We start from the raw sequence: 16,647 nt of genomic DNA, 5'->3' as shown, positions 1-16,647 counted from the left end.
TCAAATATGGTAATAGGTCATTCAAAAATCAAATGATATTTAGTAATGTATAATTACTTTAAGTTATAGTTGGCAAGGCAAAAACGCTTAAAAAGATCGATCAATTTGCTGTTTTTGCCGTGTAATTGGATGAATTGAAAAGTGCGGAAAATTTCCATTCCCTTAATTTCAATAATGCTCAACTCATTGTATTTCAGCTCGCTTAACACCGACTGGATAGACAGAAAGGCTGCGGTATCCGAGTATAATAAGTATTGTTTTATGGCAATACTGCTTTCCAGCTGAATCTCGATGTTAAGGTCCTTGGGGTTGATCTGTACATCGGCTAAAGCGTTAAAGATCACATCCAACGTGCCCGAACCGGCTTCACGCAGCACTAAGGGAATCTCCAATAATTGTTTGGGATTGATTTCTTGTTTTTTAGATAACCTATTGTTGGCCCGGGTTACCAGCACAATCTCGTCCTTGGCAAATGGGGAATAAGCCAGCTGGGGCGAATGGGCGGAACCCTCTACAATCGCCACGTCAATCTTTTCGTCGAGGATGAGCTGCGAAATATGATCGGTATTACCCTGTATAAAGTTAAAGGTAACATCGGGATAGGTCTTTTTGAAAAGCGCCAGGATCTTGGGTAAAATGGTTTGGGCCACCGTAGTGCTGGCGCCGATGTGCAGTGTACCTGCCTCCATATTGTTAAGCTGGGCCAGTTCGGTTTCGAGCTCGGTATAAGTCTGGAAGATCTTTTCGGCGTATTGGACCAGTATTTTACCCGCTACTGTAAGCGCTATATTGTTACCGTTACGCTTAAATAACTGCACATTGAGCTGCTGCTCCAGTTCTTTAATGTGTTTGGTAACAGCAGGTTGGGTAATGTATAGTTCATGGACAGCCTTAGTGAAACTGAGCCTTTGGGCAACCGTGTAAAAAACCTTTAACCTGAAATCAAAAATCATTGGGTTAAAATTAGTGGTTTTATGGCAGAAAACAGGATAGAGCTATTGTTCCCTCGAACATTTCAGGAGATTGCCAAATGGAACGGAAGTACAGGCAATAACAGCCAGACAACATACCGAGATAATTCTTGTGCTGAGGTAGATGAATGTTTCCATACCTATGAGATTTATTTTGGCAGGAAATGTTACAGGGGAATTATAAAATTGCCTTTCTTAGTTACGCGTCATTGCGAGGTACGAAGCAATCCCAAACTATACAGAGCAAACCTGCTAATCGGGGATTGCTTCGTACCTCGCAATGACGCGGTTTTATAGATTCTCCTTAGCCTGCATGCCATAATTGCCTAAACTGTCTTATAAAATTCCTTAATTTCCCCTCCAAACAATCACCACATGCAAAACAACCTGCAGCAAAGCTTTGGCAATATTGATATCTATTTGTTCGATCAGTTATTGAAAGGACGCTTTGATCATTGCGAAACCATACTGGATGCCGGCTGCGGTGGCGGGCGCAACCTGGTATATTTTATGCAAAACGGCTTTGATGTATACGGCATAGATCAAAACACAGAAGCTGTGGAGGCGGTAAGGCAATTATCGGCCAAACTTTCGTCAACACATGCGCTCAACAAGTTCCGGGTATCGGGAGTAGAGGAGATGCCCTGGACCGGTGATTTTTTCGACCTGGTGATCTGCAGCGCCGTATTGCATTTCGCCAAAAACGAACAGCATTTTGATAGCATGGTCCGTTCTCTGTGGCGGGTACTGAAACCCGGCGGCTATTTATTTGCGCGACTGGCATCGGATATCGGTATCGAGGAACTGGTGGTAAGCAGGGGCAATGGCCGTTACCTGCTGCCTGATGGTTCCGAACGTTTCCTGGTGAACGAACAAACGCTGCTCCGCTACACGGCCGAACTTGACGGCTCTCTTTACGAACCTATTAAAACTACTAATGTGCAAAACCTGCGTTGTATGACCACCTGGTGCATTCAAAAGCAGTACAATTGAAGGTAAAAGACATGAATTAGGGTATAACTAAAAATAAAGCGAAATTTGAAAAAACAGCTTGAATAAACCATAATCAATATTGCGTATGAACGTGCAAGAACAAATCAACGGATATATCGTCAGTCAGCCTGAACCAAAGCGTAGTGATATGCAGGCCTTGCACAATCGCACACTTCAGGTTTTACCTGGTTGTAAACTGTGGTTTGATGATGGTAAAAACAGCGAAGGTAAAACGGTCGCTAATCCTACTATAGGCTATGGATTTCACACTATAAAATATGCTGATGGAAAGACGAGGGATTTTTTTCAAATTGGTTTGAGTGCAAACAAAAGTGGGATCTCTGTCTACATCCTCGGTATTGAAGATAAGACGTACCTGCCCCAAACGTATGGGAAGGAAATAGGCAAGGCAAGCGTGACCGGGTATTGCATCAGGTTCAAAAAGCTAAAAGATATCAATATGGATATATTGGAAGCGGCTATACGATATGGAGTTGAGGCTACAAGTGGAAATTAAATTCAAACTAATAACAAATAGTTATTTATACCGATTACTAACCTTAATGCAGGTACATTTATCCTATGCATCACGAACATCATTTACAAAGCTCAGACACCATCAGGGATATTGTTATTGGCATGTCTGATGGGTTAACGGTACCTTTTGCGCTGGCCGCGGGTTTAAGCGGGGCAGTAAACTCATCAAGTATTGTGATTACGGCCGGTATAGCCGAAATTGTAGCGGGCTCCATTGCTATGGGTCTGGGTGGTTTTTTAGCCGGTCGCACCGAAGCAGACCATTATGCCTCCGAGCTCAAACGGGAATATGAGGAGGTTGAAAAAGTACCCGAGCAGGAGAAAGCCGAAGTAAAGGAAGTGTTCGCTGCCTTTGGTCTTTCGGAAAAATTACAGGCTGAGGTTGCCGAAGAAATGGCTAAAGACAAAGATAAATGGGTAGATTTTATGATGCGTTACGAGCTTGGGCTGGAAGAACCCAAAGCCAACCGGGCTACTCAAAGCGCCATCACCATAGGTTTATCATATATTGTTGGTGGCATTATACCCCTGTCGCCCTATTTTTTTATTGCCGATTCAACCCAGGCTTTATATTACTCTTGCGGCATTACCATGATCTGCCTGTTTGTGTTCGGTTATTTCAAGAGCAGGGTAACCGGGCAGCCTGCCATCAAAGGAGCGCTGAAAGTATTGTTGATAGGAGCCCTGGCCGCCGCTGCCGCGTTTGGCATGGCCAAGCTAATCACTAAAACTTAATAAACTTATCTATTTGCTCATTAGTGAACTTCAAAGTGTCGGCATTTAAAAGATTGCCCTCCTTGTCCATTTCTTTATTGATGGAAGAGATATGGATTTTCAGCGACATGATATTGAGGTGCATATAATGGCAAACCCCTGTAAAATGATCAATACCCCGAATGTTGCCATATTTGCCAGATGACAGACCTACCAGCGCGGCTTTCTTATCATAAAATGTACCCGGAAAATCGCAGGCATCCATAAAAACTTTCAGCACACCGGGAAAGCTGCCATTATATTCGGGAATGATGAATATAAATTTATCCGTGCGATTGATGAGATCCTGTATGGGTAGAAACTCTGGACTGCGTTTGCCATACAGATCGGTCTGTATCACGTTAGCCGGCAGATCGGAGAGTGAAAATATACCCGCCTCAACGCCTTTTTCACTCAATTTTTGCTGATAATATTGAGCAAGCCTAAGCGTATGGCTCCCGGGACGGTTGGTTGATGATATAATAGTAACCATGTATAATTATTGAATTATTGATTTACTGAATTATTGATTGCAGCACAAATATTCTTGAAGCTCACATATTACTCAATAATTCGGTTATTCAATAAATCACTCATTCAATAACTCAATAATTCAGTAATTCAATAATTAAATTGTTTGTAAATTGCCAAAACCTGTGGATTTCGGAATAGTTTTAAATCCGTATCTTTATCACCGGACAAAAACTTTACGAAAGTAGAAATTTCTGAATCTATTTTTCGTTGTTATAAATCATTGTAATATAAATTTTGTAAGGATATAGAATGAGTAAAATAATTGCTTTAGCCAACCAGAAAGGTGGCGTAGGAAAAACTACATCATCTATAAATCTGGCCGCAAGTTTGGCCGTATTAGATTTTAAAACCTTGTTGGTTGATGCGGATCCGCAGGCTAATTCAACATCGGGTATAGGTTTCGACCCCCGTAACATCAAGAACAGTATTTACGAGTGCATCATTAACCAGGTTGACCCGCATGAGGCTATCCAGAAAACGGATACCCCTAATCTGGACTTGCTGCCGGCTCACATCGATCTGGTAGGTGCCGAGATCGAAATGATCAACCTGAGCGGCCGCGAGTATAAAATGAAACAGGTATTTGAAGCTATACAAAACGAGTATGACTTTATTATTATCGACTGCTCACCATCGTTAGGTTTGATCACTATCAACGCGTTAACCGCTGCCAACTCGGTAATTATCCCCGTACAGTGCGAGTACTTCGCGTTGGAAGGATTGGGTAAACTGCTTAATACCATTAAAATTGTACAGTCGCGCCTTAACCCGCAGCTGGAAATTGAAGGTATATTGCTTACCATGTACGACGTGCGTCTGCGTTTGAGCAACCAGGTGGTTGACGAGGTAAAAACGCATTTTGAGGACATGGTTTTTGATACTATCATTCAGCGTAACACCCGTTTAAGCGAGGCGCCAAGTTTTGGCGTATCGGTAATTATGCACGATGCCACCTGTAAGGGTGCCATCAATTATTTAAACCTGGCCCGCGAAATTATTGAAAAGAACGGCCTCACCAAGAACGAGTCGGAAGCCGCGACAGCAACAGTGTAACCCATGAGTAGTGAAAGAAGAAATGCCCTGGGCAAAGGATTAAGTGCGCTGTTGAATGACTCTGTAAACGTACAACCTTATAATAAAACTAAGGACAAAGATAAAGAAGCCTCCACATCAGCTGTGGAGGTTAACAGCCTGGGCTCGGTAAATGAGATACAGCTGGCCGAAATTGAGGTGAACCCTTTTCAGCCCCGTACCGATTTTGACGAACAGGCCCTGGCCGAACTCGCCGACTCCATTAAACTGCAGGGGCTGATACAACCCATTACGGTAAGGCGCATCAACGCGCATAAATATCAGCTCATATCGGGCGAGCGCCGTTTCCGTGCTTCAAAAATAGCCGGCCTAACACAGGTGCCTGCCTATGTGCGTACTGCCAACGACCAGCAAATGCTGGAAATGGCCCTCATCGAGAACATCCAACGCGAAAATCTGAATGCCATTGAAGTGGCCCTCAGCTTTCAGCGCATGATTGAAGAGTGTAACCTGAAACAGGAGGAACTGGGCGACCGTGTGAGCAAAAACCGCTCAACTGTAACCAACTATCTGCGCTTGTTAAGATTGCCGCCAAGTATACAGGCATCCATCCGCGATGGCGCCCTTACTATGGGCCATGCCAAGGCTTTGATCACTATTAACGACCCCGCCAAACAATTATATTTACATCAACATATCATTCAGCAAGGTTTATCCGTTCGTAAAGCTGAAGAACTGGCTCGCGATATGCAGAAGCCGCCGGTAAAGAAGGAGGGTAAACAACCCGAACCGGTATCATACCAGCTGCAAAAAATACAGGACGATCTGGCTTCAAAATTTAGTACAAGGGTAAAGCTCAAGGTAGGCAGCAAAGGAAGCGGTGTTATCGAAATTCCTTTTCTTTCAGATGATGATCTGGGCCGTATCCTCGAGATGCTGGATTGGTAAATATTAGTATCGGATTTAGTATCAGAATTTAGTATCAAGTAGCTAGTATCAAGTATCAAGATTTTTGAAAACTTTGATTCTCGATTTGTGTAGCGGTCTTGATACTTGATACTAGCTACTTGATACATATAAATTATATTAAATGATGTATAAATTCCTGCTTGTTATTGGTTTGGTTTCGGTATTTTCCTTAACGGTAAAAGCGCAGGGGCTTGGGCCGGATACCGCGAAGAGTGGTAAAGGCGATACTTTAAAAAAAGCGTCGAATACGGCTCCTGGTTCTTTTGCACCGCCTATTAAAAAAGAAAAAGTTTATCATCCCGATAGCTTACATAGTCCGCACAAAGCGGTTATGCACTCTTTAATGGTGCCGGGATGGGGCCAGTTATACAACCACCGCTGGTGGAAAGTGCCTATCGTTTATGGCGGTATAGGTCTTTTGGTTTCGGCGGTGATATTTAACCAGAAATATTATAACCAGGATATAGCGATATACAATTACCGAAAGCAAGGTATAGCTCCTACACAAGGCCAGGCGTATTATAAGGAATACCAGTTATACGCCCAATATAATGTACCGGATGCCAGTATCATCAGCGAAATGGATGGCTATCGCCGTAACCGGGACCTGAGTATCCTGGGTATTTTAGCTGCCTGGGGTATCCAAACCATTGATGCCTATATCGATGCCAAGTTTATACACTCCTATACGGTTGACAATAACCTGGGCATGAATATGAAGGTCACTCCCGGTTTAATAAACCAGCCGCTTTACGCGCAAAGTGCTAATTCTTCTTATATTCCGTCGATAAAAATTACCTTTACGTTTTAACAGAAGTGGTGAGTAGTAAGTGGTGAGTCGTGAGTAGTGAAACAATTGAAGACTTGGTATAAAAAACGCAGTCATCCTGATATTCACCACTCATCGCTCTTCACTCACAACTCACCACTCACCACTCACTAAACATGAAAATAGCATTACTGGGTTATGGAAAAATGGGTAAGATCATCGAAAAGATCGCCATTAGCCGCAAACACGAAATTGTATTAACGATTGATCACGACACGCTGGATGATCTGACGGTTGAAAACCTGCAGAAAGCCGATGTGGTTATTGACTTTACCATGCCGGCATCGGTATTGGGTAACATTAAGCTTTGCTTTGATGCAGGTGTACCCATTGTAGTAGGTACCACAGGCTGGTATGATCAAATCCCTCAAATAAAGCAACTTTGTGAGCAAAGCAACAATACCCTGCTATACGGATCAAACTTTAGCGTGGGTGTAAATATATTTTTTCATGTTAACCGCCTGCTGGCCAAAGTAATGAACAGCTATCCATATTATGATGTACAGGTTGAAGAAATTCATCATACCCAAAAGCTCGATTCACCCAGCGGCACCGCTATCACTATTGCCGAAGGTATCCTGGATAACCTCGAAACCAAATCTGAATGGGTTAATGTGTTAACTACCGATGACAAGCACGATGATGACACCGTTTCAAACAACCAGCTGCTCATCGAATCTTTACGTATTGACAGCGTACCGGGTACGCATACTGTTATCTATGATTCGGAAGTGGATACTATCGAATTTAAGCATACCGCCCACAACCGCAACGGCTTTGCGCTGGGCGCCGTACTGGCTGCCGAATGGGTGATCGGAAAAAAAGGTTTCTATTCGGTTGATGCCATGTTTGATTTTAAATAGCCGCGCTATTTTAAATGGATATAGCAGGCTATATAGGTTTTTATTTAATTACAGGTCCTTTATTAGTATTAGTTACTATAGGCTTGTGGAAACTGTTTGAAAAAGCCGGTCGCCCCGGCTGGGAATCACTCATTCCGGTTTACAATACGTATATCATCCTCAAACTCAGCGGCAGGCCCTGGTGGTTACTGCTGCTGTTGCTTATACCGGGCATCAATCTGATTGTGGGCTTGGGTATCATGATCGATTTTATCAAATCGTACGGTAAATTCAAAATGAGCCAGAACGCTGCGGTTACCCTGCTGCCATTCATTTATCTGCCTAAATGGGGTTTTGACAAAAATACCCGTTACCTGGGTCAATCAGCAAGTGTCGATTTTTATGAAGAACACCAGTATGATCTTCAAAAATCCAGTACCCGCGAATGGACAGAGGCCATTATTTTCGCGGTAGTTGCCGCTACGCTTATCCGTTCACTTTTTATCGAAGCTTACACTATACCCACTCCATCTATGGAAAGCTCCCTGCTTGTGGGCGACTTTTTGTTTGTGAGCAAAATAAATTATGGGGCACGCCTGCCCATGACACCCGTTGCCTTTCCTTTTGCCCACCATACCATGCCGCTTACCGGTGGCAAAGCTTATTGGGACGGCATTAAACTACCGTATTTCCGGCTGCCCGGTTTTGGCGATGTGAAAAAGGGAGATGTGGTGGTGTTTAACTATCCCATGGATGCCGACTCGCCCTTGTACCGCCCGGTTGATAAACGCGAAAACTATATCAAGCGCTGCCAGGGAACCCCCGGCGATACGCTGAGCCTGCTTAATGCACGGGTATATATAAATGGTAAGGCCGCCATTACACCGCCAAATGGCGAAATGGAATATATGGTGCGTAACAATGGCAGTAGTTTTAACCGGCAAGCGGCGCGTGATCTGCACCTGTCAGACATTCAGCAGTTTACCAACCAGGATTTTATGCTGAACACCACGGCCCGGTCGGCTGCTTTGTTAAAGCAACAGCCGGATATTAAATCGGTAAGGCCAAACATCCGGTTCAATGGGGTTTATGACCCGGAGGTATTTCCGCATGATCCTCACTTCAGATGGAATGTAGATAATTTTGGTCCCATCATTATCCCCAAAAAGGGCTGGACGATAAAACTTGATAGTTTGACACTGCCCATCTATCGCCGTGCTATTGAGGTTTATGAACATAATAAGCTGCAGACAAACGGCAACAATATCAGTATCAACGGCAAAGCAGCCAACCGCTATACTTTTAAGCTCAATTATTATTTTATGATGGGCGATAATCGCCACAACTCCGAAGATTCGCGCTTTTGGGGATTTGTCCCCGAAGATCATATTGTGGGCAAGGCTCTGTTTGTGTGGATGAGCTGGGACGCCGAAACCCACCACATCAGGTGGAGCAGGCTGATGAGGATGATTAGGTAGATGGATTTCAGATGTGCAGATGTGAAAATAGATGTGCGAATGTGCAGATATGCAGATGTGAAAATAGATGTGTGAATGTGCAGATATGAAAATGGATGTGCGAATGTGCAGATATGCAGATGTGCAAATGAAAAAAATATATATGTGCAAATTACAGATGTGCAAATAAAATCATCCACACATCAATGAATCATCTGCACATTTGCACATCCGCATATCTGCACATCAGTTTTTAGTAACATATAGCTTACACAGTAGTCATAGGGAATAAAAAATAAATACATACATTTAAAAAATCTGCACATTTGCACATTTGAAATCTGCACATCTGCGTAATCTGCACATCAATTCAAATATGAACTGGAAATTCTGGAAAAAAGATAAAAGCAAAACCAAAAAGAAAAAAAGCGCCCTGCGTGAATGGGGCGATGCTATCATTTTCGCGGTAATTGCGGCCACGTTAATACGTACCCTTTTTATTGAGGCTTATGTTATCCCCAGCGGATCGATGGAAAGCTCCCTGCTCATTGGCGATTATTTGTTTGTAAGCAAGGTGAACTATGGGGCCCGTATGCCTATAACCCCAGTGGCTATACCATTTATGCACCATACCATACCGTATACTACCAATGCCAAAGCCTATTGGGATGGTATCCAATTGCCTTATTACCGTCTGCCGGGTTTCAGCGATATTAAAAAAGGCGACATTGTGGTGTTTAACGCACCGATAGAAGCCGACTCGCCCTATTTTCGTCCGGTTGATAAACGCGAAAATATCATCAAGCGCTGTCAGGGAACTCCCGGCGATACCCTGAGCCTGGTGAATGCCCAGGTTTACATCAATGGCAAACCCGAAGCTACTCCCCTCAAAGGCGAAATGGCCTACATCGTAAAAACCGATGGCAGCCAGATAAATCCTCAACTTATCAATGAGCTCCATTTAAGCGACATCGGTATTATCGACAGCACCACATTTAAAACCAATACCACGGTTGAATCTGCCAAAATATTAAAAGGTTATTCCAATATCAAATCGGTTACTGCGGATATCGCTGCTAAAGGTATCGCCGACGATCTGAACCCGGTTTACCCTGCTAAATATCCAAGGTATAAGAACACGCCAAACTTTCCGCATTATACCTGGAATGTAGATAATTACGGTCCCATCATTATCCCTAAAAAAGGCTGGACGGTGAAGCTGGATAGTTTAACCTTCCCGGTTTATGGCAGGGCTATTGAAATTTATGAGCACAATAAAGTAAAAGTTGTGGGCAGGGATATTTACATAAACGATAAAAAAGCCGATACTTACACTTTTAAACTCAACTACTACTGGATGATGGGCGATAACCGCCATAACTCAGAAGATTCGCGTTACTGGGGCTTTTTACCCGAAGACCACGTAGTAGGCAAGGCCTTATTTACCTGGATGAGTGTAGACAGCACCGCCTCATTCGTAAATAAGATCCGCTGGAACAGGTTATTTAGAGGAATACATTGATAATTAGAATTTTGAACATTTAGTTAGTTTAACCGGTAAAAGAAAATAACAATTTAAAGCAAGGGAATTGAGCGAATCCCCTCTTGTGAGGGAGGAGGGATGTGTTTATTGAAGCGGAAAAAAGCAGAAGAACACACCCCTGCCAACACTCTGCCATACGCTCCCCTTCTCAAGAGGGGATTGAGAATACATTAATAATTAGAATTTAAATACAAAAAAGTGAACATTATACTTGCTATTATACTACTGGTTATACTGCCTTACGTAGGGTTATGGAAATTGTTTGAAAAAGCCGGCAGACCAGGCTGGGAAGGCGTAATACCTTTATACAATATTTACGGCATGATTAAGCTGTGCGGCAGGCCCGCCTGGTGGTTTGTACTGGTACTGATACCGGGACTGAACATACTGGTGATGATTGGCCTTACGGTTGATTTTATCAAATCGTTTGGTAAATTCAGTTTGCTCGATCATATTTTGGGTGTGGCCCTGCCATTTATATTTTTACCCAAATGGGGCTTTGACAAGGACACCAAATACCTGGGTCAATCAGCCAGTCCGGAGTTCAGGGAGAAATATAAAATAGCGCTGAAAAAGACTGCCGCGCGTGAATGGGCTGATGCTATTATTTTCGCGGTAATAGCTGCCACATTGATCCGGACGCTGTTTATTGAGGCTTACGTTATTCCCAGTGCTTCCATGGAAAGCTCCTTACTCATTGGCGATTACCTGTTTGTAAGTAAAGTGAACTACGGCGCCCGTTTGCCTATGACACCGGTGGCTTTTCCATTTGCACACCATACCATGCCGTTGATCCCGGTTAAAGCGTATTGGGATGGCATCGAACTGCCTTATTACCGTTTACCCGGCTTAAGCGATGTGAAAAAAGGCGACGTGGTAGTATTTAACTATCCTATGGATGCCGATTCGCCCTTATACCGCCCGGTTGATAAACGCGAAAACTATATTAAGCGCTGCCAGGGTACACCCGGCGATACGCTGAGTGTAGTTAACGCGCAGGTGGTTATTAACGGTAAACCTGCCATTACACCACCGCATGGCGAAATGAGCTACCTGGTAAAATCAGACGGCAGCGAAATTAACCCGCAGCTGGTTAACGAGCTCCATCTGTCGGATATTCCGCAGGGAGCAGGCGCTGAATTTACCACCAATACAACCCTGGCATCGGCCAATACTTTAAGGGGTTATTCCAATATCAAATCGGTTACACCAAACATCACACCGGCCGGTATGCGCGACCCATTGAATGATGTTTATCCGGTAAAATTTCCCACTTATAAGATCACGCCTAAATTCCCGGATTATAAATGGAACGTGGATAATTACGGCCCTATCATCGTACCTAAAAAAGGATGGACTGTGAAACTGGATAGTTTAACCTTCCCTGTTTATGGCAGAGCTATTGAAATTTATGAAGGCAACAAAGTACAGGTATCTGGAAACGAGATCCTGATCAACGGGAAAAAGGCAGATAGCTATACCTTTAAGCTCAACTACTACTTTATGATGGGCGATAATCGCCACAACTCCGAAGATTCCCGTTTCTGGGGCTTTGTACCCGAAGACCATATTGTAGGAAAGGCCCTGTTCATCTGGATGAGTATTGACGATAGCGCCAGCTTCCTGAACAAGATCAGATGGAGCCGGTTGTTTAACATTATCCATTAAGCCCCTAACCCCGCCAGCCGGCGGGAGAATAAAAAAATTGCTTAGCCTGCCCGGTAAACCGGGCAGGCTTTTTTGTGCTGGTGTTGTAAGCCGGTCACCCTGAGCTTGCCGAAGGTTGCGTGCTAACCCATCATGCTTCGACGGAATTGGTATGACAGTCGGTTTAATGAAAATTTCCAACTGTGTCATTGCTGCGAGGAGGAAGGACTATGTAATTCAGACAAAATCAGCTCAAAAACCAACCGTTTGGTATGCATTTATTTACTCAATAAACTAATACTTTTTAAAGTTTTAAAAACGCGTTAAAACCACGCTTAAATTTGTTAAAAAGTGTTAAAATGAGTGTTTTTAAACGATTTTTAAGCCTGTTTTACCCGTCTTTCGTGCCGAAAAGTGTTAAAATTTAAGGTTTAAAAAGTAATTACAAACCCTGCAAGGGTTCCACACCAAAACGCTCGGCTAAAATATGAAGGTCGGCTACCACGGCGTCAACCAGAGGGATGCCGTGGGTACCGCGATGATGTTCGGCCTCCAGCTCGGGCTCACCTGGGATGATGACCTTCTGGGTGGGGTCGACAGTTGCCGAGGTCTTGAACCGGGCTATCCAGTTATCCAGGTGGCTCTTAAACTCATCCACCGGGCGGAAGCCGTCAACCCGCATAGCACCCAAAAAATGCCCTATACCTTGCCCCACCGGGTTAGCCGGCGGATCAAGAAAAGCCACAAAAGGAGGCACCCAGGGCCCATAATTGGCACCAGACAGTACCGCCGACAAAATGTCCACCGTAGCACTCAGCCCGAAGCCTTTATGGCTGCCATGGTCGCGGTCGCCACCCAGGGGTAACAGTGCTCCACCGGTTTTAAGAGCATGAGGATCGGTGGTATAATGGCCATGCTGGTCCTGTATCCAGCCTTCGGGTACCTGTTTGCCCAGGCGCTGGGCAATTTCCAGCTTGCCGTTAGCCGCTGCCGAAGTAGCCAGATCAACCACCACAGGCGGATAATGTCCTGCCGGAAAGGCGTAGCACATAGGATTGGTACCCAACAGGCGCTCACTTGAGAAAGTAGGCGCCACCAGCGGACTGGCATTGGTCATGGCAAAACCGATCATGTCTTTTTCCACTGCCATCAGGGCATGGTAGCCGGCAATGCCAAAATGATTGGAATTGCGTACTGATACCCAACCCGAACCATATAATTCGGCTTTTTTGATAGCTACCTGCATGGCAAAGGGTGCTACCACAAGTCCCAGGCCTGCATCGCCATCAACGGTGGCCGTGGTGGGTGTTTCGTGTACTATCCGGATGTTGGGTGTGGCATTGATACGGTTCTTTTCCCAGAGGCGCACATAGCCGCTCAGGCGGGCTACCCCATGCGAGTCTATTCCCCGCAGATCGGAACGCAGCAAAACATCAGCGGCAAGCGTGGCATGCTCCGTACTGCAGCCAATGGCCTTGAAAATATTTTCGGTAAAAACGCGGAGGGTAGATGGGCTTACCAGCATGATATATGAGGTTAGATGTGCAAATATGCAGATTTCAGATATACAAATGAGTTGCGATATGCAAATTATAAAGGTAAAGATGATTAACCAATGTATGGACAATCATCTGCATATCCGCACATCTGAAATCTGCACATTTAATAAAGATTATCCAATTGCTTCAGCAACTCCAATCCCTTTGGCCATTCGCCAAAGCCTGAAGCCAGGTTAATATGGCCGGCATCGCCTATCTCTACCAGTTCGCTTCCCCAGCTATCGGCAAATAACCGGGCGCGTTCACTGGTTACATAATAATCGTTACTGCTGGCTACGGTGATGCTTTTGAAAGGCAGTTTTATCAGTGGTACGGGCGTAAAACCGCTGGTACCAGGGGGATAAGTATCAGCTTCGGTATCGCTTGGAGCAACCAATAGGGCACCTTTAATTTTGATATTATACGCTTGTGCCCAATAGGCTATTGTGGTGCAGGCAAGGCTATGACCAACCAGAATTACGTTTTTGGGATCATATCGCTGTACATAGCTGTTGAGCGTTGTTATCCAGTCGCTGCAAACCGGAGTTTCCCAGTCCTGCTGTTCAATGCGACCAAAATTAAATTGCTTTTCCCAAAGCGACTGCCAATGCGCCGGACCGGAGTTGCCCAATCCTGGATGGATAAGAATAGTTGAGTTAAAGATCATAGTAAATGCTTTAAATAAGAATACTGAACACTGAATCTTGAATAATGAATTTCGAAGTACTTCGATGTTCGATATTCGAAATACGATATTTTTATTTTAAATTACTAACTGTTCGCCCTTCAGGGGGCTGGGGGCCTCGGCTATTTCTTTGATCACCAGGTTACGTTTTTGCAAAAGCCGGCGCATGTAGTTTTGCAAAATAACAAGGTCGAATATAGTGCCATAAGGTGATTCATACCGGAAAATATCCTTCATCAGGGTTTCTTCCTTTATCGCAAAAAAATAATGCTCATGCCTAAAGTTTTTGAAGGCCCCTTGAACCATTTCATCAGTGAAGTGGTTGGGATATTCCAGCTCGGTGATCTTTGAGGTGAGGGTTTGCCAAATGCCAAAGTGTTTGGCACGCCAGGTAACCCATTCACCAAGTTCAATTAGTCCGCTGGTACGGCCGGCAATTGCCGTTTCGCCGGTATGCCGGGTTGAGGCCACGTGCACATCAATGTTCCGGGCCAGATCGAAACATTTTCCGATGGGCGCGTTGATGTGGGTAGCTAATTCAATTACAGGCAAAATGACACGATTTAAAGATTATTTAAAGATTAACAGGATTTCTTGAAGCTGCATCATTGATTCAGCGGAGGTCCTGTTAATCTATCTAAAATTATGTAGTCCTATTTGAAAATGCAATACGTTCGCAGCGCAACTTGAGGATTAGTTAGTGATTGATATGATTTTCATGGTTGAATAATGCAATCCTCAAAAAACCTGTCAATCTAAGTAAATCCTGTGATCCTGTTTAGAACTCAGCATTTTTCGGGAACCTTGGGAAAGGGATCACATCGCGGATATTGCCCATGCCGGTTACAAACAACACCAGGCGCTCAAATCCCAATCCAAAACCAGCATGCGGACAAGCGCCAAAGCGACGGGTATCCAGGTACCACCAAAGTTCATCTTTAGGGATACCCATTTCGTCCATGCGTTGTTCCAGGTTGCTCAAACGCTCTTCACGCTGCGAGCCGCCTACAATTTCGCCAATACCGGGGAACAGGATGTCCATGGCAGCTACGGTTTTGCCATCGTCGTTCTGGCGCATATAAAACGCTTTGATCTCCTTTGGATAATCGGTCAGGATCACTGGTTTTTTGAAATGTTTCTCCACCAGGTAACGCTCATGCTCACTTTGCAGGTCAGTTCCCCAGCCCTCGATCGGGTACTGGAATTTTTTCTTTTTGTTCGGAGTTGATTCCTTCAATATCTCGATAGCCTCGGTATAAGTAAGGCGTTCAAAATCATGGGTTAAACAGAATTGCAGCTTTTTGAGCAGAGTCATTTCCGATCGCTCGTTCTGTGGTTTTTGTTTTTCTTCCTCGGCCAGGCGCTGGGTTAAAAACTCAATATCATCGGCGTTTTTGTCCAGTGTGTATCTGATCACGTATTTCAGCATGTCCTCTGCCAGGTCCATGTTATCATTCAGATCGCTAAAGGCAACTTCCGGTTCAATCATCCAAAACTCGGCCAGGTGGCGGGTGGTATTGGAGTTTTCGGCACGGAAAGTAGGGCCGAATGTATAAATATCGCTCAGAGCCATCGCGCCAAGCTCACCCTCGAGTTGCCCGGATACAGTAAGATTGGTTGGGCGACCAAAAAAGTCTTGCTTAAAATCGATTTCACCGGTATCTGTCTTCGGGATGTTATCCAGGTCGAAATTGGTTACATGGAAGGTTTCGCCGGCCCCTTCCGCATCAGATGCAGTAATCACAGGGGTATGCAGGTAAACAAAGCCACGCTCCTGAAAAAACTGGTGTACCGCGAAGGCCAGGCTGTTTCGCACCCTAAATATCGCCCCAAAAGTACTGGTACGGAAACGCAGGTGGGCGTTCTCCCTCAAAAATTCCAGACTATGTTTTTTGGGCTGAATAGGGTATTTTTCGGGATCGCTGTCGCCCAGTATCTCAATGTCGGTAGCTATAACTTCAACGGTTTGCCCCTTACCCTGTGACGCAACTAATTTACCCCCAACGCTTAACGCAGCGCCCACGGTAATGCGTTTTAACAGGGCCGGATCGGTATTTTCAAAGTCGACAACGATCTGAATGTTATTATTTGTTGAGCCATCATTTAAAGCAATGAAACGATTGGAACGGAATGCACGCACCCATCCTTTTACAGTTACATCAATGTCGGTTTGCTGACTTTGCAGCAATGCTTTAATCTTTACTCGCTGACTCATATAAATTATTTTTAGAGCCGCAAAAATACAATTATTTATGTAACGGTACGGGTAATTTTGGCCTTAATGATAAGCTATTTAACTAAATTTGGCCCTCATTTG

16 protein-coding genes are annotated in these 16,647 nt (G+C 44.4%); 10 read left to right on the top strand and 6 right to left on the bottom strand.

All coding sequences use genetic code 11. The features are described from left to right. Positions 1-53: 53 nt before the first annotated feature. On the bottom strand, positions 54-953 hold the full coding sequence (locus tag ACNURT_RS24640; protein ID WP_419699901.1) for a LysR substrate-binding domain-containing protein: 900 nt from the start codon (positions 951-953) through the stop codon (positions 54-56). A gap of 393 nt (positions 954-1,346) precedes the next feature. On the opposite strand from ACNURT_RS24640, the gene ACNURT_RS24635 reads away from it, so the two are divergent. From ACNURT_RS24635 to ACNURT_RS24625, 3 genes are all read left to right on the top strand, one after another. After that, positions 1,347-1,964, top strand: a complete 618-nt coding sequence (locus ACNURT_RS24635; RefSeq protein WP_419699900.1) for a class I SAM-dependent methyltransferase — start codon at positions 1,347-1,349, stop codon at positions 1,962-1,964. A gap of 85 nt (positions 1,965-2,049) precedes the next feature. Next, entirely contained in the window at positions 2,050-2,481 is a 432-nt protein-coding gene (locus ACNURT_RS24630) for a DUF1801 domain-containing protein (protein ID WP_419699899.1), read from the top strand. A gap of 65 nt (positions 2,482-2,546) precedes the next feature. Beyond that, the gene (locus ACNURT_RS24625) at positions 2,547-3,236 is read left to right on the top strand and encodes a VIT1/CCC1 transporter family protein (protein WP_419699898.1); all 690 of its coding nucleotides are present in this window, start codon (positions 2,547-2,549) and stop codon (positions 3,234-3,236) included. Here ACNURT_RS24625 and ACNURT_RS24620 read toward each other — a convergent pair. After that, the gene (locus tag ACNURT_RS24620; protein WP_370997197.1) at positions 3,226-3,747 is read right to left on the bottom strand and encodes an NADPH-dependent FMN reductase; all 522 of its coding nucleotides are present in this window, start codon (positions 3,745-3,747) and stop codon (positions 3,226-3,228) included. The two genes, ACNURT_RS24625 and ACNURT_RS24620, sit on opposite strands and share 11 nt — an antisense overlap. Before the next feature lie 290 nt (positions 3,748-4,037). On the opposite strand from ACNURT_RS24620, the gene ACNURT_RS24615 reads away from it, so the two are divergent. The 7 genes from ACNURT_RS24615 to lepB (ACNURT_RS24585) all read left to right on the top strand — a co-directional run bounded on the left by ACNURT_RS24615 (position 4,038) and on the right by lepB (ACNURT_RS24585) (position 12,128). Continuing rightward, on the top strand, positions 4,038-4,841 hold the full coding sequence (locus ACNURT_RS24615; RefSeq protein WP_076376030.1) for a ParA family protein: 804 nt from the start codon (positions 4,038-4,040) through the stop codon (positions 4,839-4,841). 3 nt (positions 4,842-4,844) lie between these two features. After that, the gene (locus ACNURT_RS24610) at positions 4,845-5,768 is read left to right on the top strand and encodes a ParB/RepB/Spo0J family partition protein (protein WP_370997198.1); all 924 of its coding nucleotides are present in this window, start codon (positions 4,845-4,847) and stop codon (positions 5,766-5,768) included. Positions 5,769-5,910: 142 nt separating this feature from the next. Then, entirely contained in the window at positions 5,911-6,600 is a 690-nt protein-coding gene (locus tag ACNURT_RS24605) for a DUF5683 domain-containing protein (protein WP_419699897.1), read from the top strand. Positions 6,601-6,734: 134 nt separating this feature from the next. After that, complete coding sequence (dapB, locus tag ACNURT_RS24600) at positions 6,735-7,481, top strand: 4-hydroxy-tetrahydrodipicolinate reductase (RefSeq protein ID WP_419699896.1); 747 nt, start codon at positions 6,735-6,737, stop codon at positions 7,479-7,481. Between the two features lie 14 nt (positions 7,482-7,495). After that, positions 7,496-8,938, top strand: coding sequence for a signal peptidase I (lepB, locus tag ACNURT_RS24595; RefSeq protein WP_419699895.1), 1,443 nt, complete (start codon positions 7,496-7,498; stop codon positions 8,936-8,938). Positions 8,939-9,293: 355 nt separating this feature from the next. Next, complete coding sequence (lepB, locus tag ACNURT_RS24590) at positions 9,294-10,439, top strand: signal peptidase I (RefSeq protein ID WP_419702145.1); 1,146 nt, start codon at positions 9,294-9,296, stop codon at positions 10,437-10,439. Between the two features lie 219 nt (positions 10,440-10,658). Beyond that, positions 10,659-12,128 (top strand): signal peptidase I, encoded by a 1,470-nt coding sequence (gene lepB / locus ACNURT_RS24585; protein WP_419699894.1) that lies wholly within the window; start codon positions 10,659-10,661, stop codon positions 12,126-12,128. Between the two features lie 421 nt (positions 12,129-12,549). On the opposite strand, the gene ACNURT_RS24580 is transcribed toward lepB (ACNURT_RS24585), so the two are convergent. The 4 genes from ACNURT_RS24580 to asnS all read right to left on the bottom strand — a co-directional run bounded on the left by ACNURT_RS24580 (position 12,550) and on the right by asnS (position 16,545). Continuing rightward, positions 12,550-13,632 (bottom strand): Ldh family oxidoreductase, encoded by a 1,083-nt coding sequence (locus ACNURT_RS24580; protein WP_419699893.1) that lies wholly within the window; start codon positions 13,630-13,632, stop codon positions 12,550-12,552. A 137-nt stretch (positions 13,633-13,769) separates the two neighbouring features. After that, positions 13,770-14,312: an RBBP9/YdeN family alpha/beta hydrolase gene (locus tag ACNURT_RS24575; protein ID WP_419699892.1), complete on the bottom strand. Its 543-nt coding sequence runs from the start codon at positions 14,310-14,312 to the stop codon at positions 13,770-13,772. A gap of 96 nt (positions 14,313-14,408) precedes the next feature. Then, positions 14,409-14,882 carry an SRPBCC family protein gene (locus tag ACNURT_RS24570; RefSeq protein ID WP_419699891.1) on the bottom strand — a complete coding sequence of 158 codons (474 nt, stop codon included), beginning with the start codon at positions 14,880-14,882 and terminating at the stop codon, positions 14,409-14,411. A gap of 226 nt (positions 14,883-15,108) precedes the next feature. Further along, positions 15,109-16,545, bottom strand: a complete 1,437-nt coding sequence (gene asnS, locus ACNURT_RS24565) for an asparagine--tRNA ligase (protein ID WP_419699890.1) — start codon at positions 16,543-16,545, stop codon at positions 15,109-15,111. Between the last annotated feature and the right edge of the window lie 102 nt (positions 16,546-16,647).

Source organism: Mucilaginibacter sp. NFX135, from assembly GCF_048565145.1.
Taxonomy (GTDB): domain Bacteria; phylum Bacteroidota; class Bacteroidia; order Sphingobacteriales; family Sphingobacteriaceae; genus Mucilaginibacter.
The sequence above is the reverse complement of the archived record's forward strand: the minus strand, read 5'-3'. Positions and strand labels throughout refer to the sequence as shown.